The organism is Pseudomonas sp. AC016, from assembly GCF_979253365.1.
In genome coordinates, this window is record NZ_CEEDCC010000001.1 from 4,411,105 (window position 1) to 4,436,811 (window position 25,707).

Sequence of the window (25,707 nt, forward strand, 5' to 3'; positions counted from 1 at the left end):
TTCAATGATGACCTTCAAAACGATCCGCTAACCCGCTAGTCTCCGAGCACTGCCAAGCCGAACAAATCGATTCACACAAGAGCCGGCCATGACTGATCTGTCCCGTATGCAAGGGTTCGCAGACAGCGCGATTCCTGCGTTGGAAGGGCGATTCTTCCGACCGCCGCTGCCTGATGGCCATGTTCCCAGACCCCGATTGTGTCAGCGCCTCCACGAAGGCTTGTCTGGGCGATTGCTGCTGGTCTGTGCTCCGGCGGGGTTCGGCAAAAGCTCTCTGGCGATCGAGTTCTGTCAGGCGTTACCGGACAAATGGCAAAGCGTGTGGCTGGGGCTTAGCTCCAGGGACCAGGATCCTGGACGTTTTCTGGAACGTCTGCTGGCAGGGCTTCAGCAGTTCCTTCCGCAATTGGGCGGGCAGGCGATGGGGTTGCTGAAGATGCGCCAGCGTCATCAGCCGTTTGCATTTGAACCCTGGCTCGACGGACTGCTGGACGAACTGGCCGTTCACTTGATGCTCAGTCAGCCGCTCTTGCTGGTACTCGACGACTACCATCTGGCCCAGGGCAGCGTGCTTGATCGTTGCCTGCAGTTTCTGCTCAACCATTTGCCGGCGGGTCTGGTGGTAATGGTCACCAGCCGTCAGCGACCTGACTGGCATCTGGCCCGCCTGCGCCTTTCACGCCAGTTACTTGAAATCAACGAACATGACCTGCGGCTCACGCATGACGAGTCCATCGCATTGCTGGGCCGGCACAGCCGCTCGCTCGACAACGAAGCGCTGCAAAGGCTGATTGAGCGCAGTGAGGGCTGGGTGGCGGGGCTGCGTTTCTGGCTGCTGGCGGCTGCCGAAGCCGGTGATGACAACGCTTTGCCTCAGGCGCTGCATGGCGGCGAGGTGATGATTCGCGAGTACCTGCTCGAGGAAGTCATCGACTGCCTGCCTGCCGAGGCTCAGGCGTTTCTTTATGAAACGGCCTGCCTGGAACGCTTTTGCAGCGCCCTGTGCGACGCGGCCCGGGATACCCACGACAGCGCCGAAATGCTGCGCTACCTGCAGGCGCATCAGGTGTTTCTGGTGCCGCTCGACGAGCAGGGCCACTGGTTTCGCTATCACCATTTGTTCTCAGACCTGCTGCGTACCCGGCAGGCCAGTGGCCCGCAACAGACACGCCTGCACCTGAATGCCTGTCGCTGGTTCAGCGGCCAGGGCCTGCTTGACGAAGCCGTTGAGCAAGCCTTGCGCGCCGGACATCTGGATGTCGCAGCCAATCTGGTGCAGAACCTCTCCGAAGAGCAACTGCTGGCTGAGCAGAATGTTGGCATGTTGCTGCGCTGGAAGATGGACTTGCCTGACAGCCTGCTGACCAGCACCCCGCGTTTGATCGTGCTGTATGCCTGGGCATTGGGACTGGCCTGCCAGCTGGATGCGGCTGAAGAACTGGCCAATCAGTTGAGTCGTTTCCTGCCCGCGCCGTCGGCAACCGCACAAAAATCCATGCTGGCCCAGTGGCTGGCGCTGAGTGGCGTCATTGCTCGTGGTCGGGGCGACAGCGACAGGACGCTGCGGTATTGCAGCGAAGCCCTGCTCAGCCTGCCCGAAAAACGTTACGGGCAGCGCCTGGTGTGCCTTTCGACGCTTGCCAATCTGGCCATCGCCCAGGGCGATCTGTGGCGTGCCCGCGCATTGAATCGCGATGCGCTGGAGCTGGCGCAACGGGTCGCAAATCCATTGTTCGAAGCGCTCGCCCACTATGATCGCGCCAGAGCCTTGCAGGCTCGGGGCGAGATCCTGCGGGCGCTCGAAGAGGTGCGTCAGGGTCAACAGCGCCTCAAAGGACTGTCCTCGTCCCGTCTTTACGCGGTCCGGGCGCGTCTGACCTTGTATGAAGGCTATCTGTTGACGCTGTGCATGCAGGTCGATGTCGGGCGCGCAAAGTTGCTCGCCGGTCTGGCCGAAGCCCATGCCTGTCGCGATATCAGCGTGCTCATCGGCCATTGTGTGATTGCCACGATGGAGGGCTGCGCAGGGCGTTTCGCTGAAGCCTTTGCGGAGCTGGCCGAGGCCGAACGGCTGATGCATATCTGGGACGTGCCGCCGATTTATTACCTGGCCATGATCACGCTGGTCAAATGCGAACTCTGGCTGGTGCAGGGTCGTATCGATCTGGCCGAGTCATGGTTGCTGCGCCTCACTCAGACCTACACTGGCGAGCTGGCGGCTGGCGCGCCTGAATGCCACCCACAGTTATCGCAGCAGATCGAACTGCAGCGCGCCATGCTGGACCGTATCAACGGCGATCATTGCGCCAGCGAGAAACGTCTTCTGGCGCTTGAAGAGCAGTCCCTGCGGATCGGTGCGCAATTGGTGGGCCTTTTGGCCATGACTCAGCATATCGGCCTGTTGCTCGACGCGGCCCGCCATGACGAAGCCCGGGAACGCTTGATGCGTAGCCTGCAGCCCGCCGCTGGCGGTGCGCTGTTTGCGTTTCGTGCATTGCTCGACGAACACCCGCAATGGCTTCGTGATCAACTGCTCCAGGCACCGCCCTGCGCTGTGCGTAACGCGTTGCTTGAACACCTCCCCGCGTGCCAGGCGCGCCCCGTCGCAGAGTCCGTGCACGGCAGCGACTGCCTGAGCGTGCGTGAGCTGGACGTGCTGCGATTGATCGCACAAGGCTGTTCGAATCAGGAAATCAGCGAGCAATTGTTCATCTCGCTGCACACGGTCAAGACCCACGCCAGCCACATCAACAGCAAGCTGGGCGTGGAGCGCCGGACCCAGGCGGTGGCGAGGGCCAAGGCGCTGGGGCTGTTGAGCTAGCTCGAGACGGACTGATCCGGCGCCAGGTCTGACCAGAGGTGATCGACGCTGTCCAGTCCCCAGTCGGCGGGGAGTTCGATTTTGACAATGGCGTCCCGGTCTTCGCTGCTCGCCAGATCAATGACCTGCGGCGCGAAGGTCTTGCGGGTGCGGGCGGACATGAAAACCTTGACCCTGGGCGTCAGCAACGACGCGTCACTCTGCTCCATGACCACGCCCAGCCGTCCGCTTTCCAGACGCACCAGCGCACCTACCGGATAGATGCCCACGGTCTTGACGAAACTCTGGAACACCACGTCATCGAAGTGGCCTTTCCAGGAAGCCATCTCACGGATTGAATGCGCGACACCCCAGCCTTTCTTGTATGGCCGGTCAGAGGTGATCGCGTCATATACGTCGCAGACCGCGCTCATTCTGGCGAAGATGCTGATGTCCGATCCTTGCAATCCATCGGGGTAGCCCGAGCCGTCGACCTTTTCATGGTGGTGCAGACAGACGTCCATCACCAGCGCCGCGACTGGCAGATTCTCCTCGAGAATTTTCAGACCCTGCTCGGGATGGGTCTTCATCACGCTGAATTCTTCGACGGTCAGCCTGCCGGGTTTATTGAGGACTTCCGGTGCAATCATCATCTTGCCGACGTCGTGCATGAGTCCCGCCACGCCAGCCTCACGGACCTGCTCATCCTTCATGCCCATCCGCCGGGCGAGCGCCACCATCAAGGCACAGACGGCAACCGAATGCATGTAGGTGTATTCATCCGATGTCTTGAGGCGGGACAGGCTTATCAGGGCGTGCGGATGGCGCAGTATCGAGTTGGAAATTTCCTCGACCATCAGGTCCACGTTGTCCATCTTCATGGCGTGCCCCATCCGGGCTTCGCTGAACATGTTCATCACGACATCGCGGGCCTTGCCGCAAATGGCTCTGGCGCGTTCGACTTCCTGTTCAAGGCTGACCGCTGCGGTGTCGTCATGCGCCAAGGCCGGTGTGGGTTGCGGTGTATGATCACGGCCCTGTTGCGTGTCGATCCAGACCTCGAGCGTATCGGAAGACTGAATGCGTTTGAGCACATCGGTATCGTGAAGAACGGTTTCGACGTGAGCGACCCAGAAAGGATCACTGTTCCAGGGGCGACAGAACTTATGGATGTGCATGCCAAGGCTGAGTTCGGAAACGGGGATTTTTTTCAGCATGCCCAGCCACCCAGACCTGGCTCGATGGAGCAGCCTGTGCGTGAGCAGGGCGCAACGGCCCCTTTGGATTGTCTGATCTGGCGATGGATCGACATGACTTCACCTTATTGACTGCAAGGATCATCCTGATCTCGTAACGCCAGTATAAGCAGCAGTTCAGGAAAAGGTCTTGTGTATTTAACTGACGTCAATAAGTTGGTGATTCTGTTTTTATTGTTTTAAATCAGTCGGTTGTAGCTTTAATGGGTTTTCCCTCCAGCGCTTGATAAAAACAATCAATGACCGTGACAGAGTGGTCGGCGGCCGAGAGCGCCGACCGTTCTTTCAAATCGTAGGCAGGACACCGGGCAGCGGATGATATTGACGTCCGAAATACACCAGCGCGTCCGATTTGCTCTCATGCCGGATGTCCTGCACCTCGCAGAACAGAATGTCGTGGGTGCCGACACTCACTGACTGGCTGATTCGGCAGTCCAATGCCAGCTTGGCGCCATCGAGTAACGGTGCGCCTGTCAGACCTTCCAGCCATTGGCCGCCAGCGAAGCGCTCGGCCTGAGAGTTCTTGCCGCCGAACAGGTTGGACAGCGCCTGCTGCTCGTGACCCAGCGTGTTCACGCACAAGGTGCCATTGCCCACGAAGGCCTCGTACACCGATGCACTGCGGTTGATGCAGACCAGCAGCGTCGGTGGCTGGTCGGTCACGCTGCAGACCGCGGTCGCGGTGAATCCGGCCCTGCCGTGCGGGCCGTCGGTGGTGATCACGTTGACTGCGGCAGCGAGGCTGGACATCGCATCGCGAAATTGCAGCTGGGTGACGGCAGTGGTTTCAGCTGGGCGTATTGCGGATTGAGTGTGCATGGCAACGGTCCTTCAGGCCTGGGCGCTGAGAAAGTCGAGCAGGGCTCGATGAAAGGGATGTGGGTCAGTGATGTTGGAGGCGTGACCGCCGTATTCCAGAAGCACCAGTCTGGCGTTGGGGAGCGTGTCGGCCAGATGCTGTGAATGCTGCCACGGCACCAGCATGTCGTCGCGATTGGCGATCAGCAGCGTCGGTGTGCGAATGTCCGCAAGGCTCGCCTCGATGTCGAAGCTTTCCAGCGCATGAATGCGCCGCAGCAGGTTGTCCTTGTCGGGGAAGTGCGCCAGCGCGTGCGCCTCGTCGCTGGCAAGCCGCGTGGTGTTCGCCGCGATCCAGTCGGCCGGATAAAGAAACAGCGCCTGGGCCTGCACATAGGCTTCAGGCCCGCTGTTCAACAGCAGTTTCTTGCGCACCGAAAAACAGCGGGTACTGTGCGGATTCGGGCTGCTCCAGGCGTTGATCAACACCTGACTGTCCAGCAGTTGTGGGCGCAGCAGCGACAGCTCAAGGCCGACCAGTCCGCCCAGCGCATGACCCATGAAGTGGCAGCGCTGAATGTCGAGCGAGTCGAGCAGATCCAGCAGTTCGAGCGCCATGTGGCGAATGGAATAATCCGGCGGCAATACGGCGGGGCTGCGTCCAGTGCCGGCATGATCGTAGACCAGCACCTGATAGTCACGGGTCAGGATCGGCAGGTCGTCGGCCCAGTATCGGCTGGAGCCGCCGAGCCCCGAACTGAGCACCAGTGTCGGGGCGTCGGCTGTTTGCGAAGCGTGAAGTTCATGAAACATGCAGGCGCTCCAGGTGGGCGGCGAGCGCCCACGTTCGAGGTTCAGCCGATGTGGGCGATGCTGGCGATTTCAATGAGTGCTTCGGGCTTTACCAGGCCGCACTGGATGCAATAGCGCGCCGGTTTCTCGCCCGCGAAGTACTCGGCATACACTTCGTTGACTTTGGCGTAATCGGCCCAGTCGCGAATCATGATCATGTTGAAGGTGACGTCATCCATCGTGCCGCCTGCGGTTTCAATCACGCTCTTGATGGTTTCCAGCACGTGACGGGTCTGGGCAGTCGCATCGCCGACATGCACCACGTTGTTGTCCTTGTCGAAAGGCAGGGTGCCCGACACGTAGAGCACGCCGTCGGCCATCGAGCCCGGTACGAACGGGGCAATCGGCTTGGTGGTGCCAGCAGGAATGATCGCTTTCTTGGTCATGCTCAGATCCTCACGAAGGTTGCCCGATCGGGCTGAAGGTGGTGCAGAAGTCATCGACGCTGGAGACCCAGCCGAAGAAGGTTTCGATGTTGAACAGGGCGGCCTGCTGAGCGAACTCGGGGCCTGCCTGATGAGTGGCGTCGGCCAGAACCACGCCGAAATATTCCAGGTGAAAGCCGTCACGCAAGGTCGATTCGACGCAGACGTTGGTGGCGATTCCAGTGAACACCAGATTACGAATGCCACGGCTGCGCAGCACGCTGTCGAAGCTGGAATTGAAGAATCCGCTGTAGCGAATCTTCGGCACCACGATATCGCCGGGTTCAGGCTTCAGTTCATCGACCAGCTGATAGTCCCAGCCGCCCTTGGCCAGCAGCTGACCTTCAAGTTCGGGCCGCTTGCGCATGGTCTTCAGCGCATTCGATTTGTGCCAGTTGGGTGAGCCGGGGCCGCCTGCTTCCACGTAGGCCGGGTCCCAGCCGTTCTGGAAAAAGATCACCGGGATCCCGGCCGCACGTGCGGCGGCGCAGGCCTTTTTGATGTTGGCAATGACCGGTCCCGTGCTGCTGACATCGAACCCGGCCAGGTCCAGGTAGCCGCCGAGCGAGGCGTAGGCGTTCTGCATGTCGACCACCACCAGCGCCGTCTCGCCAGCTTTCATGCGCAAGGCTTCGGGGCGGGCGGGCAGGTCGCGGGCGGGTTGCAGATCGGGCGGCAAATCCACACCGGCAATCGTTGCAGACGCGTTCATCAGACCACCTCCTTGAGCGGCAGAATGTGACTGCGGCTGTTCATCAGTGGCTGAATCTTCTGACCGAAATCTTCGACGCCCTTCACGAAATCGTCGAAGGTCAGCATCACGCCCTGAGTGCCGGGAACGCTGGCTACTTCGTCGAGCATTTTCGCCACATTGGCCCATGAGCCGACCAGCGTGCCCATATTGATATTGACCGCCGAGGTCGGGTCGGCCATCTGCCGCAGGTTCGAGCCTGCGCTCTTGTCGGCCGAGCCCTTGTCGCTCAGCCAGGCGATGGCTTCCTCGTCGGCGCCGTCCTTGATGTGCTCCCAACGAGCGCGTGCCGCTTCGTCGGTGTCGTCGGCGATGATCATGAACAGCACGCAGGAGGTGACGTTGCGCCCGGTCTGTTCGTTGGCCTCGATCAGCTTCTGCGCGGTGGGCGCGAACGCGGTCGGGGTGTTCACACCTTTGCCGAAGCAGAAGTTGTAGTCGGCGTACTGGGCCGAGAAGGCCATGCCGGCTTCGCTTTGCCCGGCACAGATCAGCTTCATGTCGGCTTGCGGACGGGGACTGACGCGGCAGTCCTGCATGCTGAAATGTTCGCCCTGAAAGTCACTGCTGCCGGTGGCCCACAGGTCACGCAGCACCTGTGCGTATTCGGCCAGATATTCGTAGCGAGTGTGGAAAAACTCATCGCCCGGCCACAGGCCCATTTGCTCGTATTCGGGTTTCTGCCAGCCAGTGACCAGATTGATGCCGAAGCGGCCATTGGAAATCGAGTCGATGGTCGACGCCATTCGCGCGGCAATCGCGGGCGGAATGGTCAGCGTCGCGACCGTGGCGAACAACTGGATCTTGCTGGTCACGGCGGCGAGTCCGGCCATGAGGGTGAACGACTCCAGATTGTGTTCCCAGAACTGCGTCTTGCCGCCGAAGCCGCGCAACTTGATCATCGACAGCGCGAAGTCGAAACCGTAGTGCTCGGCCTTCTGCACGATCTGTTTGTTGAGGTCGAAGGTGGGCATGTACTGCGGTGCGTTGCTGGAAATCAGCCAGCCGTTGTTGCCGATGGGGATGAAGATACCGATGTCCATATGAGGCCTCTCTGCGATAGTCGATGTGTGCCCCAGGGACAACGGGCGGCACTTGAACCGAACTTGCATGGAGCGGGCCAGCTTTGGTTTGTCGTTTTTATTCAAATGGTTAGGAAATTAATTTGTTTATTTCGGACCATTTGGTCTGGATTAGAGCACTTGGTTTGTGCAAAGCGCACGCTGATGGGGCGTGCGGCGGATAAATGCGCGGCGCGGTTCGCATCCATATCGACAAAGTGTGTCCGCCCGTTAAGATGCCTGCTCATTTAGGGATCACTGGTTGGATGTGCGTGAACAAGAAACCTCCCGTGACAGAGCCCGCGAGCAAACGCGTGCGCAAGGTCAAGCCCGACAAGGCAGTCAAGGCGACCCGCGAGCCCAGTGCGTCCGCCCTCAAGCGACGACTGCGGCTCATGGAAGGCAAGCGCAGCGTGATTCTCGATGCTGCGCTGGAAATCTTCTCCCGTTACGGCGTGCATGGCAGCAGCCTGGATCAGGTGGCGAGCCTGGCGGACGTGTCCAAGACCAACCTGCTGTACTACTTCAGCAGCAAGGACGACCTGTATCTGAACGTGCTGCGCCAGTTGCTGGAAGTGTGGCTCAGCCCGTTGCTGCATTTCACGGCGGACAAGGACCCGCAACAGGCCATTGGTGCCTATCTGAAGGCCAAGCTGGAAATGTCCCGCGATCATCCGGCCGAGTCCCGGCTGTTCTGCATGGAAGTGATGCAGGGCGCGCCGCTGATACAGGGTGAGCTGCAGCATCCGCTGCGCGACACGGTGCAGACCAAAGTCGCGGTCATTCAGCACTGGATCGACAGCAGCCAGTTGGCGCCAATCAATCCGCATCACCTGATCTTCTCGTTGTGGGCGACCACCCAGCATTACGCAGACTTCCGCACGCAGGTCGAGGCGGTGACGGGTAGAACCCTGGATGACCCCGAGTTCTTCGACGAGGTTCTGGAGAGTCTGCGCAGCATGATTCTGGACGGCATCCTGCCGCGTGGTGCTTCGTCAAAAAAGCCTTGAGCCCCTGACGAAACGCTATCCAGTGTGGGAGGCGCCACCACGTCTTCGACGTAGCGCTGTGCGACAGCGTTATGTCGAGGCTGTGGTGAGAGCTTCCACATTGGTCTGCTGCTGTACGCACCCCGGCTGAGCAGCAACCGGTCACTCTGCACAAACCAAGTGCTCTGAATCGGACCATCTGATCCGTTTTGGTCATGCTGTTTTCTACAGTCCGTTGTTTCATAACGTCTTTTCTGCAGTGGCATGGATGCTGCTATGGCCTGCTGGGTCGGCCCCGCGCTGTTCTTGCAGGCCATTACCCTCAGGAAAACGTCTATGTACAAGAAACTGTTGCCCGGGACTTTGTGTGCGGCTGTTGCGTTCGGGATGGGCAGTCTTGCCCAGGCAGAAGGGCTGACCCTCAAAGGCCCGGCGAAAATCGCCATGGTGTACATCAGTCCGCGCAACGACGGCGGCTGGACCCAGGCATTCGACGAAGCGCGGCAAAAACTGGAAAAGGATCTGGACACCAAAATCCAGTACGTCGAAAGCGTTCCTGAAAACGCGGCTGCCATCACGCCGGTGGTTGACCGTCTGATCGCACGTGGCGCGAACATCATCGTCGGCACGGCTTTTGGTTACTCCGACACCTTCCTGACACTGGCCAAAAAATACCCTGAAGTGGCGTTCCTGAACGGCTCGGGCACCACCAACGCGCCCAACCTGGAATCGTTCTACGGTCGCACCTATGAAAGCCAGTACCTGTGCGGCATGGCAGCAGGCGCCGCGTCGAAAACCGGCAAGCTGGGCTTTGTGGCCGCCAACCCGTTCGGTCAGGTCAACTGGACCATTAATGCCTATGAGCTGGGCGCGAAGCAGATCAATCCGAAGGCCACGGTCACGGTTGTCTACACGGGTGCCTGGAACGACCCGGTCAAGGAACGTGCGGCGACCATGGCGCTGATCGACAACGGGGTCGATGTGGTCGGTCAGCACGTCGACAGTCCCACACCGCAGATCGTCGCCCAGGAGCGCGGCATTCACGGCACCGGTCACCACCGTGACCTCAGCGAATTCGCGCCCAAGGCTACCGTCTGTTCGTCGGTCTGGGTCTGGGACCGTTTCCTGGGGCCTGAACTCAAGAAAGTCATCGCCGGCAACTGGACGCCTGCGCCCAATGGCGCGCTGCTGTCGATGGAGCAGGGCGGCACTGACATCAGTCTGACCAAGGACCCCATTATTTCTGCGGACAACCGGCAGAAGATCGAAGCCGAACGCGCCGAACTGCTGGCTGGTCGAAAAATCATCTACAGCGGCCCGATGGCGGATCGCGACGGCAAGGAGCGCATCGCTGCCGGGCAGCATCTGTCCGACCCTGACTTGTGGAAAATGGACTGGTTCGTCGAAGGCGTGATGACTCAGCAATGAGTCAGGTCAACGCGCTTCAACTCACCGGGATCAGCAAGTCGTTCGACGGCTTCAAGGCGCTGATCGACGCCGACTTTACCGCTCACTGGGGCGAGGTCCATGCGCTGCTGGGCGAGAACGGTGCGGGCAAATCGTCGCTGATGAACATTGCCGCCGGGCTGTATGCGCCGGAAACCGGCTCGCTGTTCATCGACGACAATCCGGTTCAGCTGCAAGGCCCCAAGGATGCGAGCCGCTACCGGATCGGCATGGTGCATCAACACTTCAAGCTGGTGAAGCCGTTCACGGTGGCGCAAAACATTCTGTTGGGGCTGCGTGAGCAGCCGGGCGAGGGCAGTTATCGCAAGCGTCTGCGGGCGCTTGAGCAGGAGATTGCCGCCAAGGCCGAGGAGTTGGGCTTTGTGCTTGACCCGACTCGCAGCGTCGACAGCCTGTCGGTGGCGGAACAGCAGCGGGTGGAGATTCTCAAGGTGCTGCTGGCCGGTGCGCGCATTCTGATTCTTGACGAACCCACAGCTGTGCTCACCGATCAGGAGGCCGAGCGTCTGTTGATGACCGTGCAGACTTTTGCCCGACAGGGCGCTGCAGTGATTCTGGTGACGCACAAGATGGCCGACGTGAAGCGCTACGCCGACCGGGTGACCGTGATGCGCGGCGGCAGAACGATCCAGACCCTCGACCCGCAAAGCGTCAGCGTTCAGCAACTGGTGCAACTGACCGTGGGCGATTCCGCGCCGGTCAGCGAGCGCAGTCCTGTCGCGGCGGGAGAAGTCCGTTTGCAGGTTCGGGATTTGCGCAGTGTTTCAGGCAACACGGCCCTGAATGGTGTGAACATGACCCTGCGTGCCGGGCAGATCTACGGCATCGCTGGCGTCGGCGGCAACGGTCAGGCGGAACTGGCCAACGCGTTGATGGGCTTGCCACAGCCCACCGAAGGCGAGATTCATCTGGCGCAGTTCGGTGATCTGCGCAGCGCATCGACCGAGCAACGGCGTCAACTGCGCATTGCCTCGATCCCGGCAGATCGCTACGGCGCGGCGCTGGCCGGTTCGCTGTCGGTGGCCGAGAACTTTGGCGTGGGCAATATCCATGGCGGCCAGTACGGTTCGTTCTGGCGCATGCGCTACTCGCGTCTGAAGCAGGACGCGCAAAAGGCCGTTGTGGATTTCGATGTGCAGGGCGTGCGTTCGCTCGATCAGAAGGCCGCGCTGTTGTCGGGTGGCAACGCACAAAAGCTGGTGATCGCTCGAGAGTTCAGCCGCGACCCACAACTGGTGCTGGTCCACAGCCCCAGCCGGGGCCTGGATGTTCGCGCCACTCAGGCCGTGCACGACCGGCTGCGGGCGGCGCGTGATGTAGGTGCCGCCGTGTTGGTGATCAGTGAAGACCTTGACGAGGTTCTGACCCTGTCTGACCGGATCGGGGTAATGAACGGCGGGCGTATCGTCGCCGAGTTCGAGCATCCCGCCGACCGTCAGGCCATAGGCAAAGCGATGGTGAGTCATGACTGAATCGACTGTTTTGCACGCAGGCAGTGCGCCGCGAAGCCCCTTGCTGTCGCGACGCTACACATTGGAACTACGCCAGCAAACAGGCTGGCCGCTGCAAGCGCTGATCATTGCGCTGGCGTTGCTGGTCGGCTTGGCCATCTGCACCGCCATTCTGATCATGGCGGGCGTTCCTGCGGATGAGCTGCTCAATGAGTTCGTCATGCAGACCGTATTCGATGCGCAGAACTTCAAGGCCGTGCTGTTTCAGGCCTCGCCCATGATCATGGTCGGTCTGGCAGGCTGCATGGCATTCCGGGCGAGGTTCTGGAACCTGGGGCTGGAAGGGCAGATGATCTGGGGCGCCATCGGTGCCACGGCCATTTCGCTGTTTGACGTGGGGCCGGACCTTTTGCGGCTGCCGTTGATGATGGCGGCTGCCATCGTCTGCGCGATGCTCTGGAGCCTGGGGCCGATCCTGTTGAAGCTGAAGTGGCAGGTCAATGAAATCATCTCGACCCTGATGCTCAATTACATCGCCGCCAACTTTCTGCTGCATCTGGTCTACGGCAGTTGGAAAGATCCACGGGACAACTTTCCGTACTCGCCTGCATTGCGCAGTTTCGAACGTCTGCCTGACCTGTTCGCCGGGTACAACGCGGCGATTGTTCTGGCGCTGCTGGTCATGCTGCTGACGTTGTGGTTCATCGGCATTTCCCGAGCCGGTCTGTACCTGCGCTTTGTCGATGCCAACCCGAAAGTGGCCGGTGCCGTAGGCGTGCCGGTGCGCAAGATGATCATGGGCACTGTGCTGCTGTCGGGCGCACTGGCGGGGCTTGCCGGGTTTGTCGTGACCTCGGGACAGGAGGGTCGTTTGACCCAGTCGTTCTATCAGGGTTATGGCTTTTCCGGGATCCTCATCGCGTTTCTGGCGCGCAACAATCCAGTGGCTGCAACGATTGTGGCGTTGCTGATTGCCATGCTGTTCGTGGCGGGGCGCAACCTGCAGGTGTTCTACCAGATCCCGTTTTCGATGGTGCAATTGATCCAGGCGATTCTGGTGATCTGCGTGGCCTCGTCCGATTTCTTCATTCGTCATCGCCTGCGACGCATTCAGGCAGGAGCACGCTGATGGACCTTCTTTCTCACTGGTTGGGCAGCGCTCCGGATTTTGCCGTGCCCTTCGCCCTGGCCGCGCTTGGCCTGATCCTGATCGAACGCAGCGGCGTGCTGGCGCTGGGCGTCGAAGGCATGATGCTGGTGGGCGCGCTGGCGGGCATCGGCATGCAATTGAGTGTCGGCTCGCCCGGTATTTCGCTGCTGGCCTCGATGGCGGCGGCGGGCGTGGTGTCGTTGCTGTTCGCCTTGATGGTGTTGGTGTTGCGGATCAACCAGGTGATCGCCGGGCTGGCGCTGGTGTTTTTCTGCCAGGGACTGACCGGTTTGCTGGGTACGCTGCTGGGCTGGACCAATCGTCCGGTCAGCGGTCTGCAGGCCGTGGAGTTGTGGCCGCTGTCTGAGCTGCCCTTGGTGGGCAAGGTGTTTGTCCAGAATCCGCTGGTGTACCTGACCGTGTTGATCTTCTTCGCCGTGGTCTGGTTGCTGGAGCGCACGCGCACCGGTCTGCGTTTGCGTGCGGTTGGCGAAAACCCACAGGCCGCCGACGCGGCGGGTATTTCGGTGTTGGGCTATCGGCTGGCAGCCATTGTGGCAGGCTCTGCGCTGATGGGGCTGGCGGGCGGTTTCATTGCGGTGCTGAGCACCAAGATGTGGATCGCCGACATGACTGGCGGGCGCGGCTGGATTGCTGTTTCACTGGTCATCTTTGCACGCTGGTCGCCCTGGCGTGCTCTGGCCGGAGCATTGCTGTTTGGTGGCATCGAAGCGTTGATTCCGCAACTGGCAGCAACCGGCGTGAAGCTGCCGCAGTACTTCGTGTTGATGACACCCTATGCCGTCACCCTGCTGGTGATGGTCTGGGTAGCCGCTGGCAGGCGACAGTCCTCAAGCCAGCCGGGTGCGCTGGGTGAGCCGTATATTCGTGAAGAGCGGCGATGACTCTGCAGGCGGACGGTTCAGGCCGGGTTAAGGAATTTTTGACAGGCGCCATGCTCTAATCGGTCATTAGCGTTCGTCCAACCCAGGAGCTTCTGAATGTTCATGTCTCGTCGTTTGATTATTGCAGCCACCGCTGTGGCCATGCTTTCCGGCTGTGCGACGTCCAATCCCTATGACAATCAGGGTCAGGCTCAAAGCTCCGGTGGCATGAACAAGACTGCCAAATACGGCGGGCTGGGTGCCTTGGCTGGAGCGGTGGCTGGTGCGGCCATCGACCATAACAATCGCGGCAAAGGCGCACTGATCGGCGCTGCCGTGGTGGGTGCTGCATCGGCAGGCTATGGCTACTATGCAGACAAACAGGAAGCGGCATTGCGTGCGAGCATGGCCAATACCGGTGTCGAGGTGCAGCGTCAGGGTGATCAGATCAAGTTGATCATGCCGGGCAACATCACCTTCGCCACCGACTCGTCGGCGATTGCCAGCAGCTTCTATTCCCCGCTCAACAACCTGGCGAATTCGCTGAAGCAATTCAACCAGAGCAACATTGAAATCATCGGCTACACCGACAGCACCGGCAGCCGTCAGCACAACATGGACCTGTCCCAGCAGCGCGCACAGAGCGTCGCGACCTACCTGACCTCGCAGGGCGTCGATCAGGCTCATCTGTCAGTACGCGGTGCCGGTCCCGACCAGCCAATCGCCAGCAACGCCGACGCCAACGGCCGCGCCCAGAACCGTCGCGTAGAGGTCAACCTCAAGCCGATTCCGGGTCAGCAATATCAGCAATACCAGCAGTAAGCTCCCTTACTGATGATCGTGCCCATGCGCCGCGCTCATCGTTATACACAAGTCCGCAAGACGCGCAAAATGGTGGGCAAAACGAAAGTGGCTGACTGAATGCATACCCCGTGGGAGGCGGCTTGCCGGCGATGGCGTCAGTTAAGTCACTGATAGATCGCTTCAGAAAAAGCATCGCCGGCAAGCCGCCTCCCACAGTCCGTGGTCGCAGCAAGACTCGGGTATAACGCTGAGGGCATGATCGGCGTGCATGAGATCACGCTGATCGTTCCTACGCTCCGCGTGGGAATGCCTCCCAGGACGCTCCGCGTCCGCTATCGAATGTGGCGCAGATGCTAGCCCAAGCTCCAGCGTTATCCACGTCATGCGCTCGGCTTACTGAATCCGCAATCTGTGCCATTTGTGACGCGGAGCGTCACGGGAGGCATGCCCACGCGGAGCGATGGGCACGATCAGTGTCGAGGCCGACTTGTGTGTAGCGATGAGCGCAGAGCACGGGTACGATCATGAATCAACCGCGATACTGCTCGTGCATTCGCTCCAGAAACTGGTCTTTCTCTTCCCACAGCGCGTTGATCCACTGTTGGAATTCCAGGCGGTATTCGCCGTCCTGATCGTAGTTCTTGCCCACGAACTGCTGCGGGATTCTGATCTCTTCGAAATGGGCGACCACGTCTTTCACTCTACCGCACAGCAAGTCCCAGTAGCCCGGCCGGCCAGCGGGATAGTGAATGGTTACGTTGATGATCGACTCAAGCTGCTCGCCCATCGCATCCAGCACGAAGGCAATGCCGCCCGCCTTGGGTTTCAGCAAATGGCGGAACGGCGAGTTCTGCTCGGCATGCTTGCCCGGCGTGAAGCGCGTGCCTTCTGCGAAGTTGAAGATACCCACCGGGTTGTGACGAAACTTCGCGCACGTGCGACGGGTGGTTTCCAGGTCCTTGCCCTTTTTCTCGGGATGCTTGGCCAGGTACGCCTTGGAATAGCGCTTCATGAACGGAAAGCCCAACGCCCACCATGCCAGACCAATCACCGGCACCCAGATCAGTTCCTGCTTGAGGAAGAACTTCAACGGTCGGATACGGCGGTTCAACACGTACTGCAGCACCATGATGTCGACCCAGCTCTGATGGTTGCTGGTCACCAGATACGAGTGCTTGTAGTCCAGCCCATCGAGGCCGGTCAGGTGCCAGCGGGTGTTGCACAGCAGTCTGATCCACGCATTGTTATTGCCGATCCAGGTTTCCTGAATGTGGCTCATCATCCAGTCGGTGAGGCGTTGGGCGGCAGAGAAGGGCAGGCAGATCTTGAAGATCGTGACCACGAACAGCACCGTGCAGCAGACGACGGTGTTCAGTGCCAACAGCAGCGAGGCGAGGACGCCGCGCAATGGGGCAGGCAGGAAATCCATGAAGGATAAAGCTCCGCAGAAGAGTGGGATGCCGCAGATTTGCCTGCGGCACCTGGGTGTTTATCAGGCCAGTGTGTCGGCCTGAATGGCAGTCAACGCAATGGTGTAGACGATGTCGTCGACCTGAGCGCCACGCGGCAGATCGTTGACCGGCTTGCGCAGGCCTTGCAGCATCGGGCCCAGACTCACGCAGTCGGCGCTGCGCTGCACCGCCTTGTACGTGGTGTTGCCAGTGTTCAGATCCGGGAACACAAACACGTTGGCGCGCCCCGCGACCGGGCTGTCAGGTGCCAGTTGCCGGGCAACATGCTCGTTGGCGGCGGCATCATACTGCAGCGGTCCGTCGATCAATAGATCACGCTTGGTTTCGCGAGCCAGTTGCGTGGCTTCGCGGACTTTCTCGACTTCTTCGCCGCTGGCCGAATTGCCGCTCGAATAGCTGATCATCGCCACGCGGGGCGAGATGCCGAACGCGATGGCGGAGTCGGCGCTTTGCAAGGCAATCTCGGCCAGTTCGCTGGCGCTCGGGTGCGGGTTCATGATGCAGTCGCCATAAACCAGCACCTGCTCGGGAAACAGCATGAAGAACACGGACGACACCAGCGTGCAGCCCGGCGCGGTCTTGATCAGTTGCAGGGCAGGGCGAATGGTGTTTGCAGTGGAGTGAACGACGCCCGACACCAGCCCGTCGACCTCATCCAGCGCCAGCATGACCGTGCCGATCACCACCGGATCTTCAAGTTGCTGCTCGGCCATGGGCGCGTTCAGGCTTTTGCTTCTGCGCAGGTCCACCATCGGCGCAACGTAGCGCTCGCGAATCAGGTCCGGGTCGAGAATTTCCAGCCCCGGTGGCAGCTCGATGCCGTGGGCCTGTGCAACCGCTTGCACCTCCTCAGGCTTGGCCAGCAGTACGCAGCGCGCAATGCCGCGGGCCTGACAGATCGCGGCCGCCTGAATGGTCAGCGGTTCGTTGCCTTCCGGCAGTACGATGCGCTTGTTGGCGGCCTGCGCACGCTGGATCAATTGATAGCGAAACACCGCTGGCGACAGGCGCAATTCGCGCGGCGTACCACAGCGCTGGTGCAGCCACTTGGCGTCCAGATGGCTGGCGACGAAATCCGTGATGATTTCCGCACGCTCGCGGTCATCAATGGGGATTTCCTTGTTCAACTGATTGAGGCGGTTAGCCGTGTCGTAGGAGCCGGTGCTCACTGACAGCACCGGCAGTCCTGCCTGTAACGCGCCGCGGCACAATTCCATGATGCGCGGGTCGGGGACGGTGTCGCTGGTCAGCAACAGACCCGCCAGCGGCACGCCATTCATGGCGGCCAGGCTTACGGCGAGAATGATGTCGTCGCGGTCGCCCGGCGTCACCACCAGCACGCCCGGCTTGAGCAGAGGCACCGTATTGAGCACGGTTCGCGCGCAGATAATGATCCGCGACATGCGACGCTGATCGTAATCGCCTGCGTTGAGCACCTGAGCGCCCAGCAATTCGGCGACGTCACGGGTACGCGGCGCGTTGAGTTCGGCCTGATAGGGAATACAGCCCAGCAGACGGAAATCGCCATTGCGCAGCAGTGGTGAGTGCTCCTTCAGACGAGCGGCGAAGACTTCCATGCTTTCGTCGGTGCGCACCTTGTTGAGAATGACGCCAAGCACCTTCGGGTCCTTGGGGCCGCCGAACAACTGAGCCTGTAATTCGACCCGTCCGGACAGCTCGGTCAGCACCTCGTTTTCCGGCGCGGACACCAGAATCACCTCGGCATCCAGGCTCTTGGCCAAGTGCAGGTTGACCCGCGCGGCATAGCTGGCGCTGCGTGTCGGCACCATGCCTTCGACTACCAGCACATCCTTGCCGACGGCGGCCTGCTGGTAAAGATTGATGATTTCTTCAAGCAGCTCGTCCAGCTGCCCGTCGCCCAGCATGCGTTCGACGTGCGCCAGAGCAAGCGGTTTGGGCGGTTTGAGGCCGTGGGTGCGGGCCATCAGTTCGGTCGAGCGTTCCGGGCCCAGATCGCCGGGATGCGGTTGGGCGATCGGCTTGAAAAAACCGACTTTCAGGCCGGCGCGCTCCAGAGTGCGCACCAGCCCGAGGCTGATGGAGGTCAACCCCACGCCAAAATCCGTGGGGGCGATGAAGAACGTCTGCATACTGGCTTCTCGATTGAGCAGTGCAAGGGCAGTGGCGAAGGTGAACAGCCGACAACCGTAAAAAGACCGGGAACCGTCTAATGCGGATCCTCTTTGCCAAGACTATCGTTATCTGCAGCTTTCGCACACCAGCCGCAGTGAAAGCCCTGACCTATTTTCTGTTGGCGTTTAGCAGGGTCCAGCACCCAGGCCCGCGATTGCCACGGCGGCTGGTGACGAAGGTGCTGCGTGTGTCCGCAGGACAGCATTGCAACCCAGTGTCCTTCTTCGTCCTGCCGGAAATCGATGACCGTTGACTTTTCCAATTGGGCCCGTCTGTCAGAGTTGCGTTCGCTTTCGGGCGATGGCTTGGTTAAACTTGCTCGTTCTTCAATCTTAAGCAAAGGTCTTGTCCCCATGCCGATCGCCGCCAATAAGGCTGTCTCCATTGACTATACCCTGACCAACGACGCTGGTGAGGTCATCGACAGCTCCACCGGTGGCGCGCCGCTGGTTTACCTGCAAGGTGCTGGCAACATCATTCCGGGCCTCGAAAAGGCACTGGAAGGCAAGAATGTTGGTGATGAGCTGGATGTCGCCATCGAGCCGGAAGAAGCCTACGGCGAATACTCCGCCGAACTGGTCAGCACCCTGAGCCGCAGCATGTTCGAAGGCGTTGACGAGCTTCAGGTCGGCATGCAGTTTCATGCTTCCGGCCCTGACGGCGGCATGCAGATCGTGACCATTCGCGATCTGGACGGCGATGACGTCACTGTCGACGGCAACCACCCACTCGCCGGTCAGCGTCTGAACTTCAAAGTGAAAGTCGTGGACATTCGTGATGCCAGCGAAGAAGAAGTAGCTCATGGCCACGTTCATGGCGAAGGCGGCCATCATCACTGATTTGTGCTGCTAAGCTCAGATCACTGACAAAGGCGCTCTGGCCGTTCTGCGATGACGACTTTCGTTTCGCGTACGGTCATTGCGCCTTTTCGGGTTCTGGCGCAAGGCTCGGGTTTCAAGGGGGTTGTTCATGAGTGCTTTTCACGACATCAAGCTGAAAGCGCTGGATGGTCAGGAGCTGTCACTGGCTCCGTTCAAGGACAAGGCGGTTCTGGTTGTCAATGTCGCTTCGAAGTGCGGTCTCACACCGCAGTATGCAGCGCTCGAGAACCTGTACCAGCAATACAAGGACAAGGGCCTGATGATTCTGGGACTGCCCTGCAACCAGTTTGCGGGCCAGGAGCCGGGCACCGAACAGGAAATTGCCGAGTTCTGCGAGCTCAGTTACGGCGTGACCTTTCCTCTGGGCGAAAAGCTTGAGGTCAACGGTCCGCATCGTCATCCGCTCTATCGCCTGCTGGCGGGTGAGGGTGCCGAGTATCCCGGTGATATCACCTGGAATTTTGAAAAGTTTCTCGTTCGAAAGAGCGGCGAAGTCATCGCACGTTTCTCGCCGCGTACAGCGCCTGATGATTCTGCCGTCATTCTGGCAATCGAAAAAGCGCTGGGTCTGAACTGATCAGCCTTCCGGGTGGCCTCCGACTCTTTGGCCACCCCATGTTTTTACCGCTTCTGTACTAAAATCAGTCAAATCAATAGTACTGGGCCTGCGCTCCCGGTCCGCCCTATGCTGCGCCTCTGATCCGGCATTCTTCGCCGAATCGCTATCCCTCAACTCTCGTTGGAGACCCGCGCATGCCGGTAAAAGCCTTGTTCAAACCCTTTCATCTGGGCAGCCTGGAATTATCGTCACGTGTGGTCATGGCGCCTATGACGCGCTCGTTCTCGCCCGGCCATGTGCCGAACTCGAAGGTCGTCGAATATTACCGGCGTCGGGCAGCCGCAGGCGTCGGTCTGATCATCACCGAAGGTACGACGGTGAACCACAAGGCTTCCAATGGCTATCCCAACGTCCCGCAGTTCTTCGGTGAAGCGCCGCTGGCCGGCTGGAAGAACGTGGTTGATGCCGTGCACGCCGAAGGTGGCAAGATCGCCCCGCAGCTCTGGCATGTCGGCGCGGTACGTCGTCTCGGCACCGAGCCGGACGGCAGCGTGCCTGCCTACGGGCCGATGGAAAAGGTCAAGGACGGGCAAGTGCTGGTCCACGGCATGAGCAAACAGGACATTGATGAAGTGGTAGCCGCGTTCGCGCAGGCAGCAGCGGATGCAAAGGCCATCGGCATGGATGGCGTGGAGATCCATGGTGCTCACGGCTATCTGATCGACCAGTTTTTCTGGGAGGGCAGCAACCAGCGCACCGACGAATACGGCGGCAGCCTCGCCAACCGTTCGCGCTTTGCCATCGAGTTGATTCAGGCTGTACGCGCTGCGGTCGGACCGGGCTACCCGATCATCTTCCGTTTCTCACAGTGGAAGCAGCAGGATTACACCGCACGTCTGGTGCAAACTCCCCAGGCGCTGGGTGAGTTCCTGCAGCCGCTGTCGGACGCCGGTGTGGATATCTTTCACTGCTCGACACGTCGGTTCTGGGAAGCGGAATTCGAAGGCTCTGATCTGAACCTGGCAGGCTGGACGCGCAAACTGACCGGCAAACCGACCATTACCGTTGGCAGTGTTGGCCTGGACGGCGAGTTCCTGCAATTCATGGTCAACACCGACAAGGTGGCCCAGCCGGCCAGCCTGGAAAATCTACTGCAGCGGCTGGGCAACGATGAGTTCGATCTGGTCGCCGTAGGGCGTGCACTGCTGGTCGATCCCGATTGGGCAGTCAAGGTGCGCGAAGGGCGCGAGCAGGACATTCTGCCGTTCAGTCGAGAGGCACTGACGACGTTGGTCTGATGGTCTGACGAGCAACCTTTGCGACCTCGACCTCAGTCACGCTTTCCCGAGGCGGGGAGACGTCCAGCAGTTGCCGTTCGAACTGATCGATGATTGCCGCCCAGCCCTGACGACTTGCGTGCTGCCTGGCATTCAGGCGCACGCGGCGCAGGGTTTCGCTGTCTTCCAGCAACCAGAGCGCGGCGTCTATGAACGCCGCTTCATCTCCGGGCATGGCCAGCGCGCCATTGTGGCCGTGACGAATATGCTGCCCGGCGGCCGCTTCATCGTAGGCAACCACGCCCAGGCCGGACGCCAATGCTTCCAGCACCACGTTGCCAAAGGTTTCAGTCAGGCTTGGAAACAGAAACATGTCGCCTGACGCATAGTGCGTCGCCAGCGCCTCGCCCCGTTGCGTGCCGCAGAGAATCGCTTCCGGGATCTGTTGCTCCAGCCACGCCCGCTGAGGCCCGTCGCCGACAATGATCAGCTTGAGGTTGCGCTGCGGGTAACTCGCCTTCAAGGTCTCGAAACTGGCCTTGAGCAGCCCCAGATTCTTCTCCGGTGCGAGCCTGCCGACATGAATCACGCCCGTGTCATTCGCCCCCAGACCCCAGCTTTCGCGCAAGGACTGTGAGCGCCGTGAAGGGTGAAACAGCTGACTGTCCACGCCCCGCGACAGCAGCTCGATCCGCTCGAAACCGCGCCGCTCCAGCTCCACTTTCTGGCTGACGCTGGGCACCAGCGTGATCCGCGAACGATTGTGGAACCAGCGCAGGTAATGGGTGATCAGGCGAGTGATGAAGCCCATGCCGTATTGCTGTGTGTATTGAGGAAAATTGGTGTGGAAGCCGCTCACCACCGCTATCCCCAGTCGTCTGGCGGCTCGTAACGCAGAAAGCCCCAGCGGCCCCTCGGTGGCGATATACAGCACATCCGGCCGTTTGCGCTGCCAGCGGCGCAACAGCTTGTGCATCGACGACTGCCCCCACTGCAATCCCGGATAGCCCGGAATCGGCCAGCCCCGGCACAGCATCAGATCATCGGCTGCGCTCGACACAGTGTCCTCGCTCTGGCGCGGTCGGATCAGCTCGACCCGATGCCCGCGCAAGCGCAAGCCGTCGCACAGCCGCCCCAGGGTGTTGGCAACGCCATTGATCTCGGGGCTGAAGGTTTCAGTGATAAGCGTGACATGCAGGGATTGGCTCATAGGAAGAGTTTCGACCGTAGACATGTCGGTTATGTGGCGGGTTTGTGATGGATTTGTGATCGGGTGCTTCGGGGCGGGTGTGTGTCAGGTTGTGGTTTCAGATGCCATGTTCAAGCCAAGTCTGTTGCAGGGACTACATGACGTTAATCTCCGTCTTAAGAAAAGGTGAGTTTTTTCGTTAAGTTCTTTGCGGTATTTATTTAAACTCTTATTTGTTCATTTTTTGAGTAACGTCTGGTTATCGGATTTTTATATCCGTCTACCGCTACGCAGTGGTTCGGCAGTGTCCGTTCGGCTGTTATGGAAATTACTCAAGGATTGAATAAATGAAATTTGACTTCAAAAAATTGAAGCGTACTCGCTCGGCCGCAGGAATTGCATTGGCACTCTGCGTTTTTTCAGGAACGACTGTCGCCGGCAGCTATCAGTCGTCGGTCAGATTGCCTGTGATACATTCGAAAGATTATTTATACAAGGCTGATTTGCCCGTTGGCAGAGGTGTGCCACCGGGTGCGGTGATTAAAAATGTAAGCTGGAACTGGAATGTGACGGGCTGGCCTCAAGGGCTGGAGGTTTATCTGTGTCAGGTTCCCAGTCCGTGTGTGGACATCTCTCGTCAGAGGCGAGGTTCGAGCGCAGCATTTAATCTGCAAATAGCTAATCGCCCCTTTATGTACACGTTGAGAATTGGTGGTGCGGGGCGAGTGCCTGTTGCCGGGCAGGTGGGTAACATAATAGTGAGTTGGTAAAGAATAAGCCCCGTCTTGAAAATGCTTCATGACGGGGCGCTGCCTACCAGTTCGCCATCTTTCTGAAACGATGGGGCAGGCTGTCATTAAAATTCAGTAACGTTTCAAGCGTTTCCATATCAGTGGCACCTCGTTTTTTTACAGCTCCATACAGCTGGGTCCTTTGCTCAAGGATTGACGTAAGCGTGTTTGAATAATAGTTGCGAGACTCTTTGGTCACAGGTTCGCCAGTGGCTGCGTAGCGAATGACCGGGTAATCTGTAATGTCAAGAAGTTCGAAAGTCAACGTGTTTTTCAAGAGGCTTTCGATAATATTGTGCACACTATTAGGTTCGCTTTTCGCCTCTTCAAGCATCTGTCTTTTTTGAGCGTTGCCATTTGATCTTTCAACATCAAAGCCGGTTGGGGAAATCAGGAATCCAGTATTGCCTGCCTGATTCAACGCTTGAGAGGTGATGGCAAAGGTCTCCTTTGACCTTCCAGCCTGAACCGCCATGGACGCAGAGACTCTCTCCATCGCCGCAGGCCTTGCCGAAAAGCCCTTCTCTTCAACTGCAGACCTGCGCTGCTCGATACTCATGTTCTGCATAAAGAACGAGGAGCGCGGTTGAACCGGGCGACTCAGCGTCGCGGAGGCAGGCGTTATCGAGCGTTCCTGTCTGGATGACTCTGCACGTTTCAATATTTGAGAAAACTGGCCTGATCGAGATTGCGCAGCTTTTTCCATTCCCGCAGGTTGACGTGTTTTGCCGCTTTGTGACGCGGCCGATAGTGTTTGAGTTTCCATGGCGTTGCCCTCCGTGTGGTTCAGGATGCAGAGCAAGTCGAATGCCAGTTTTGGAGTTTCTTTAAGGTCCTACAAGAACGAGGCAGGAAAGATTGAGTTAACTATTATCGTCCTACATACGATGCCTACACGTAGCAAGTGTCGGCGGGAGGCAGACTTTTTCCGCTTCGGGTAAAAGTTTGCCGCAGTTCTATATGTAAGGGTGAGTGGGTGTAAGAGTTTGTACAGTCAGCTGTAAGATTGTTCTGATTGCCGTATTTACTGAAGAGCTGAAGATCACTGATGTCCTGTTATCTCTATAAGGCCACTGTCCGGAGTGTAGCCCGGACAGTGGCCTCAGGCATGCATCAGCCGAAGTCGGCCACCAGTTGATTGATCAGCTCAGCGACCTTGTCCAGACTTGGCTCGGCAATGCGGTGTTCGTCGGCAAATGAATACTGAACGCTGAACAGTCCGCTGTCCGGCCCGTCGGCGTACTCAACTTCATCGTTTTCATAAACGCGGTGCCACGCGTCTTCGCTGATGGAGCGGGAAAAGATGACCATCCTTTCTCCGACACTGGTGCCCATGCCATTGATGAACGCTTCGTCCGGATCGATGCCCCACTCGGACAGCTGGCCGACCAGAAACTCCCGGATCTGCGCTTTGATATCTTCGGCATTGCCTTGCTTGGCGAGTACATTTGGGTTGTGTTGCGTCGTCATGATCTAACTTCCTTGTCAAGTTCATGTGTCTTCATGTGGCTGCGTTGCGGCCTTGCATGAACAGGTTGATTGAAAGCTTATTAGACATGCCTTTTGCATTGCGCGAGTTGTAGATAATTACACGCAGTGATTTTTTTACAGGGCTGCCGGAAGCGGGGCTTCCGGCAGCATGTCCCTGTTCATCAGGCACCGGTAACCCGGCTCGGCAAGGCATCCGCCCCGCGCTCACGCACCCAGAACAACGTCGCCCCGGCCACTGCTGCCGGCATCATAAGAATGTTGACCACCGGAATCAGCAGCGCCAGATACACGATGCCGCCGAAACTCAGGCTCTGCCAGCGTTTGGACTTGAGCCAGGCAAGCATCTCGTTCCAGCCCAGCTTGTGGTTGTCGGCCGGGTAGTCGATGTACTGGATGGCCATCATCCACACGCCGAACAGCAGCCACAGCGGGGCGGCGATGATGTTGGCCACCGGTATGAATGAAAGGATGAACAGCCCGAGCATGCGCGGCAGCATGTAGCCCAGTTTGCGGGCTTCGCGGGCCAACGTGCGGGGTACCAAGGCAACCAGCTCGGCCCAGCTGAAGTCCGGGGATTCATCCACGCCGCGCACCACGGCTTCGACCTTCTCTGACAAAAAGCCGTTGAACGGCGCAGCAATGATGTTGGCGACCATGGTGAAGGTGAAGAACACCATCAGCAGCACCAGCGCGACGAACAGTGGCCAGAGGATGTAGGTGAGAAAGCTCAGCCAGTGGGGAAGCGTGGGCATGAACGCGTCGACCCAGAGTTCGAACTGGTGTATCGCCAGGTAGATCACGCCGCAGAACAGCACCAGATTGATGCTCAACGGCAGCAGGACGAACAGGCGCAATCCAGGGCTCAGGACCAGTTTCAGGCCTTCCTTGAGGTATTGCGGGCCGGTAAGGGCAGGAGCAGGCATGGCAGCCTCCGAAAGCTTGAAAGGCGTGACCTTACCGGCTTTGCGATGGCCTTGAAAGAGGAGGCTTGAAGCCGGTCTGGCAGGGCTGATCCTGCTTGCGGTCGATCCGTCGCCTTTGAGAGGGATAATATGAACATCGCCACAGACACAGGATCAGAATGGCCTCTGGGTTGTATAGAAGCGGCCTATAAGGTGGATTGTGAAACGATATTTCCTTACTCTCTGCCACCCCGATAGGCTTGTCACCAATTTCAGGACCTGTCCTTACAATTTTCATGGAGT

24 protein-coding genes are annotated in these 25,707 nt (G+C 59.3%); 11 read left to right on the top strand and 13 right to left on the bottom strand.

The features are described from left to right. Positions 1-88: 88 nt before the first annotated feature. Positions 89-2,821, top strand: coding sequence for a winged helix-turn-helix domain-containing protein (locus tag AC0IXS_RS19875; RefSeq protein ID WP_449124376.1), 2,733 nt, complete (start codon positions 89-91; stop codon positions 2,819-2,821). On the opposite strand, the gene AC0IXS_RS19880 is transcribed toward AC0IXS_RS19875, so the two are convergent. The 6 genes from AC0IXS_RS19880 to rutA all read right to left on the bottom strand — a co-directional run bounded on the left by AC0IXS_RS19880 (position 2,818) and on the right by rutA (position 7,925). Continuing rightward, on the bottom strand, positions 2,818-4,017 hold the full coding sequence (locus AC0IXS_RS19880; protein ID WP_449124375.1) for an HD-GYP domain-containing protein: 1,200 nt from the start codon (positions 4,015-4,017) through the stop codon (positions 2,818-2,820). The genes AC0IXS_RS19875 and AC0IXS_RS19880 overlap by 4 nt on opposite strands. Before the next feature lie 324 nt (positions 4,018-4,341). Beyond that, positions 4,342-4,875: an NADH-dependent FMN reductase RutF gene (gene rutF, locus AC0IXS_RS19885; RefSeq protein ID WP_057409913.1), complete on the bottom strand. Its 534-nt coding sequence runs from the start codon at positions 4,873-4,875 to the stop codon at positions 4,342-4,344. A 12-nt stretch (positions 4,876-4,887) separates the two neighbouring features. Further along, a complete protein-coding gene (gene rutD, locus AC0IXS_RS19890) occupies positions 4,888-5,667 on the bottom strand; it encodes a pyrimidine utilization protein D (protein WP_449124374.1) in 780 nt (259 codons plus the stop codon). A gap of 41 nt (positions 5,668-5,708) precedes the next feature. Beyond that, on the bottom strand, positions 5,709-6,092 hold the full coding sequence (gene rutC / locus AC0IXS_RS19895) for a pyrimidine utilization protein C (RefSeq protein WP_004885146.1): 384 nt from the start codon (positions 6,090-6,092) through the stop codon (positions 5,709-5,711). Positions 6,093-6,102: 10 nt separating this feature from the next. Further along, the gene (rutB, locus tag AC0IXS_RS19900) at positions 6,103-6,843 is read right to left on the bottom strand and encodes a pyrimidine utilization protein B (RefSeq protein ID WP_449117279.1); all 741 of its coding nucleotides are present in this window, start codon (positions 6,841-6,843) and stop codon (positions 6,103-6,105) included. Beyond that, positions 6,843-7,925, bottom strand: a complete 1,083-nt coding sequence (rutA, locus tag AC0IXS_RS19905; protein ID WP_057409383.1) for a pyrimidine utilization protein A — start codon at positions 7,923-7,925, stop codon at positions 6,843-6,845. The genes rutB and rutA overlap by 1 nt, the downstream gene beginning before the upstream one ends. A 284-nt stretch (positions 7,926-8,209) precedes the next feature. Here rutA and rutR point away from each other — a divergent pair, with 284 nt between their 5' ends. The 6 genes from rutR to AC0IXS_RS19935 all read left to right on the top strand — a co-directional run bounded on the left by rutR (position 8,210) and on the right by AC0IXS_RS19935 (position 14,706). Further along, positions 8,210-8,953, top strand: a complete 744-nt coding sequence (gene rutR, locus AC0IXS_RS19910) for a pyrimidine utilization regulatory protein R (protein ID WP_449122023.1) — start codon at positions 8,210-8,212, stop codon at positions 8,951-8,953. A 315-nt stretch (positions 8,954-9,268) separates the two neighbouring features. Then, entirely contained in the window at positions 9,269-10,360 is a 1,092-nt protein-coding gene (locus AC0IXS_RS19915) for a BMP family ABC transporter substrate-binding protein (RefSeq protein ID WP_057409382.1), read from the top strand. Then, on the top strand, positions 10,357-11,871 hold the full coding sequence (locus AC0IXS_RS19920) for an ABC transporter ATP-binding protein (RefSeq protein ID WP_449122022.1): 1,515 nt from the start codon (positions 10,357-10,359) through the stop codon (positions 11,869-11,871). Before AC0IXS_RS19915 ends, AC0IXS_RS19920 begins: the two co-directional genes overlap by 4 nt. Then, positions 11,864-12,979: an ABC transporter permease gene (locus AC0IXS_RS19925; protein ID WP_057409380.1), complete on the top strand. Its 1,116-nt coding sequence runs from the start codon at positions 11,864-11,866 to the stop codon at positions 12,977-12,979. The genes AC0IXS_RS19920 and AC0IXS_RS19925 overlap by 8 nt, the downstream gene beginning before the upstream one ends. Continuing rightward, on the top strand, positions 12,979-13,905 hold the full coding sequence (locus AC0IXS_RS19930) for an ABC transporter permease (RefSeq protein ID WP_122668457.1): 927 nt from the start codon (positions 12,979-12,981) through the stop codon (positions 13,903-13,905). The genes AC0IXS_RS19925 and AC0IXS_RS19930 overlap by 1 nt, the downstream gene beginning before the upstream one ends. Before the next feature lie 96 nt (positions 13,906-14,001). Then, complete coding sequence (locus AC0IXS_RS19935; protein ID WP_057409378.1) at positions 14,002-14,706, top strand: YiaD family glycine zipper/OmpA-like lipoprotein; 705 nt, start codon at positions 14,002-14,004, stop codon at positions 14,704-14,706. Between the two features lie 511 nt (positions 14,707-15,217). Here AC0IXS_RS19935 and AC0IXS_RS19940 read toward each other — a convergent pair. The 3 genes from AC0IXS_RS19940 to AC0IXS_RS19950 form a co-directional block, all read right to left on the bottom strand. Beyond that, positions 15,218-16,117 carry an acyltransferase gene (locus AC0IXS_RS19940; RefSeq protein WP_191957969.1) on the bottom strand — a complete coding sequence of 300 codons (900 nt, stop codon included), beginning with the start codon at positions 16,115-16,117 and terminating at the stop codon, positions 15,218-15,220. A 63-nt stretch (positions 16,118-16,180) separates the two neighbouring features. Next, positions 16,181-18,271: a phosphate acetyltransferase gene (gene pta, locus AC0IXS_RS19945; RefSeq protein ID WP_004885136.1), complete on the bottom strand. Its 2,091-nt coding sequence runs from the start codon at positions 18,269-18,271 to the stop codon at positions 16,181-16,183. Positions 18,272-18,348: 77 nt separating this feature from the next. After that, positions 18,349-18,654, bottom strand: a complete 306-nt coding sequence (locus AC0IXS_RS19950) for a DUF3565 domain-containing protein (protein ID WP_122409190.1) — start codon at positions 18,652-18,654, stop codon at positions 18,349-18,351. A 13-nt stretch (positions 18,655-18,667) separates the two neighbouring features. On the opposite strand from AC0IXS_RS19950, the gene AC0IXS_RS19955 reads away from it, so the two are divergent. The 3 genes from AC0IXS_RS19955 to AC0IXS_RS19965 all read left to right on the top strand — a co-directional run bounded on the left by AC0IXS_RS19955 (position 18,668) and on the right by AC0IXS_RS19965 (position 21,052). After that, on the top strand, positions 18,668-19,153 hold the full coding sequence (locus AC0IXS_RS19955; RefSeq protein WP_004885134.1) for an FKBP-type peptidyl-prolyl cis-trans isomerase: 486 nt from the start codon (positions 18,668-18,670) through the stop codon (positions 19,151-19,153). A 130-nt stretch (positions 19,154-19,283) separates the two neighbouring features. Beyond that, entirely contained in the window at positions 19,284-19,772 is a 489-nt protein-coding gene (locus tag AC0IXS_RS19960) for a glutathione peroxidase (protein ID WP_122668459.1), read from the top strand. A gap of 176 nt (positions 19,773-19,948) precedes the next feature. Next, positions 19,949-21,052, top strand: coding sequence for an NADH:flavin oxidoreductase (locus tag AC0IXS_RS19965; RefSeq protein ID WP_057411142.1), 1,104 nt, complete (start codon positions 19,949-19,951; stop codon positions 21,050-21,052). On the opposite strand, the gene AC0IXS_RS19970 is transcribed toward AC0IXS_RS19965, so the two are convergent. Then, positions 21,021-22,241, bottom strand: coding sequence for a glycosyltransferase family 4 protein (locus tag AC0IXS_RS19970; RefSeq protein WP_057411141.1), 1,221 nt, complete (start codon positions 22,239-22,241; stop codon positions 21,021-21,023). The two genes, AC0IXS_RS19965 and AC0IXS_RS19970, sit on opposite strands and share 32 nt — an antisense overlap. 326 nt (positions 22,242-22,567) lie before the next feature. Between AC0IXS_RS19970 and AC0IXS_RS19975 the strand changes: the two genes are divergently transcribed. Beyond that, positions 22,568-22,990, top strand: coding sequence for a flagellar protein FlhE (locus AC0IXS_RS19975; protein WP_241088902.1), 423 nt, complete (start codon positions 22,568-22,570; stop codon positions 22,988-22,990). Positions 22,991-23,033: 43 nt separating this feature from the next. Here the strand turns inward: AC0IXS_RS19975 and AC0IXS_RS19980 are convergent, their stop codons facing one another. The 3 genes from AC0IXS_RS19980 to cysZ all read right to left on the bottom strand — a co-directional run bounded on the left by AC0IXS_RS19980 (position 23,034) and on the right by cysZ (position 25,425). Continuing rightward, a complete protein-coding gene (locus AC0IXS_RS19980) occupies positions 23,034-23,777 on the bottom strand; it encodes a hypothetical protein (protein WP_235806318.1) in 744 nt (247 codons plus the stop codon). Positions 23,778-24,124: 347 nt separating this feature from the next. Beyond that, positions 24,125-24,481, bottom strand: a complete 357-nt coding sequence (locus tag AC0IXS_RS19985; protein WP_043305741.1) for a hypothetical protein — start codon at positions 24,479-24,481, stop codon at positions 24,125-24,127. 182 nt (positions 24,482-24,663) lie between these two features. Further along, positions 24,664-25,425 (bottom strand): sulfate transporter CysZ, encoded by a 762-nt coding sequence (gene cysZ, locus AC0IXS_RS19990; RefSeq protein ID WP_057411140.1) that lies wholly within the window; start codon positions 25,423-25,425, stop codon positions 24,664-24,666. Positions 25,426-25,707: the final 282 nt, after the last annotated feature.

Coding starts and splice junctions, on each gene's coding strand:
- AC0IXS_RS19875 (WP_449124376.1), top strand. CDS start 89: ATGACTGATCTGTCCCGTATGCAAGGGTTCGCAGACAGCGCGATTCCT.
- AC0IXS_RS19880 (WP_449124375.1), bottom strand. CDS start 4,017: ATGCTGAAAAAAATCCCCGTTTCCGAACTCAGCCTTGGCATGCACATC.
- rutF (WP_057409913.1), bottom strand. CDS start 4,875: ATGCACACTCAATCCGCAATACGCCCAGCTGAAACCACTGCCGTCACC.
- rutD (WP_449124374.1), bottom strand. CDS start 5,667: ATGTTTCATGAACTTCACGCTTCGCAAACAGCCGACGCCCCGACACTG.
- rutC (WP_004885146.1), bottom strand. CDS start 6,092: ATGACCAAGAAAGCGATCATTCCTGCTGGCACCACCAAGCCGATTGCC.
- rutB (WP_449117279.1), bottom strand. CDS start 6,843: ATGAACGCGTCTGCAACGATTGCCGGTGTGGATTTGCCGCCCGATCTG.
- rutA (WP_057409383.1), bottom strand. CDS start 7,925: ATGGACATCGGTATCTTCATCCCCATCGGCAACAACGGCTGGCTGATT.
- rutR (WP_449122023.1), top strand. CDS start 8,210: ATGTGCGTGAACAAGAAACCTCCCGTGACAGAGCCCGCGAGCAAACGC.
- AC0IXS_RS19915 (WP_057409382.1), top strand. CDS start 9,269: ATGTACAAGAAACTGTTGCCCGGGACTTTGTGTGCGGCTGTTGCGTTC.
- AC0IXS_RS19920 (WP_449122022.1), top strand. CDS start 10,357: ATGAGTCAGGTCAACGCGCTTCAACTCACCGGGATCAGCAAGTCGTTC.
- AC0IXS_RS19925 (WP_057409380.1), top strand. CDS start 11,864: ATGACTGAATCGACTGTTTTGCACGCAGGCAGTGCGCCGCGAAGCCCC.
- AC0IXS_RS19930 (WP_122668457.1), top strand. CDS start 12,979: ATGGACCTTCTTTCTCACTGGTTGGGCAGCGCTCCGGATTTTGCCGTG.
- AC0IXS_RS19935 (WP_057409378.1), top strand. CDS start 14,002: ATGTTCATGTCTCGTCGTTTGATTATTGCAGCCACCGCTGTGGCCATG.
- AC0IXS_RS19940 (WP_191957969.1), bottom strand. CDS start 16,117: ATGGATTTCCTGCCTGCCCCATTGCGCGGCGTCCTCGCCTCGCTGCTG.
- pta (WP_004885136.1), bottom strand. CDS start 18,271: ATGCAGACGTTCTTCATCGCCCCCACGGATTTTGGCGTGGGGTTGACC.
- AC0IXS_RS19955 (WP_004885134.1), top strand. CDS start 18,668: ATGCCGATCGCCGCCAATAAGGCTGTCTCCATTGACTATACCCTGACC.
- AC0IXS_RS19960 (WP_122668459.1), top strand. CDS start 19,284: ATGAGTGCTTTTCACGACATCAAGCTGAAAGCGCTGGATGGTCAGGAG.
- AC0IXS_RS19965 (WP_057411142.1), top strand. CDS start 19,949: ATGCCGGTAAAAGCCTTGTTCAAACCCTTTCATCTGGGCAGCCTGGAA.
- AC0IXS_RS19970 (WP_057411141.1), bottom strand. CDS start 22,241: ATGAGCCAATCCCTGCATGTCACGCTTATCACTGAAACCTTCAGCCCC.
- AC0IXS_RS19975 (WP_241088902.1), top strand. CDS start 22,568: ATGAAATTTGACTTCAAAAAATTGAAGCGTACTCGCTCGGCCGCAGGA.
- AC0IXS_RS19980 (WP_235806318.1), bottom strand. CDS start 23,777: ATGGAAACTCAAACACTATCGGCCGCGTCACAAAGCGGCAAAACACGT.
- AC0IXS_RS19985 (WP_043305741.1), bottom strand. CDS start 24,481: ATGACGACGCAACACAACCCAAATGTACTCGCCAAGCAAGGCAATGCC.
- cysZ (WP_057411140.1), bottom strand. CDS start 25,425: ATGCCTGCTCCTGCCCTTACCGGCCCGCAATACCTCAAGGAAGGCCTG.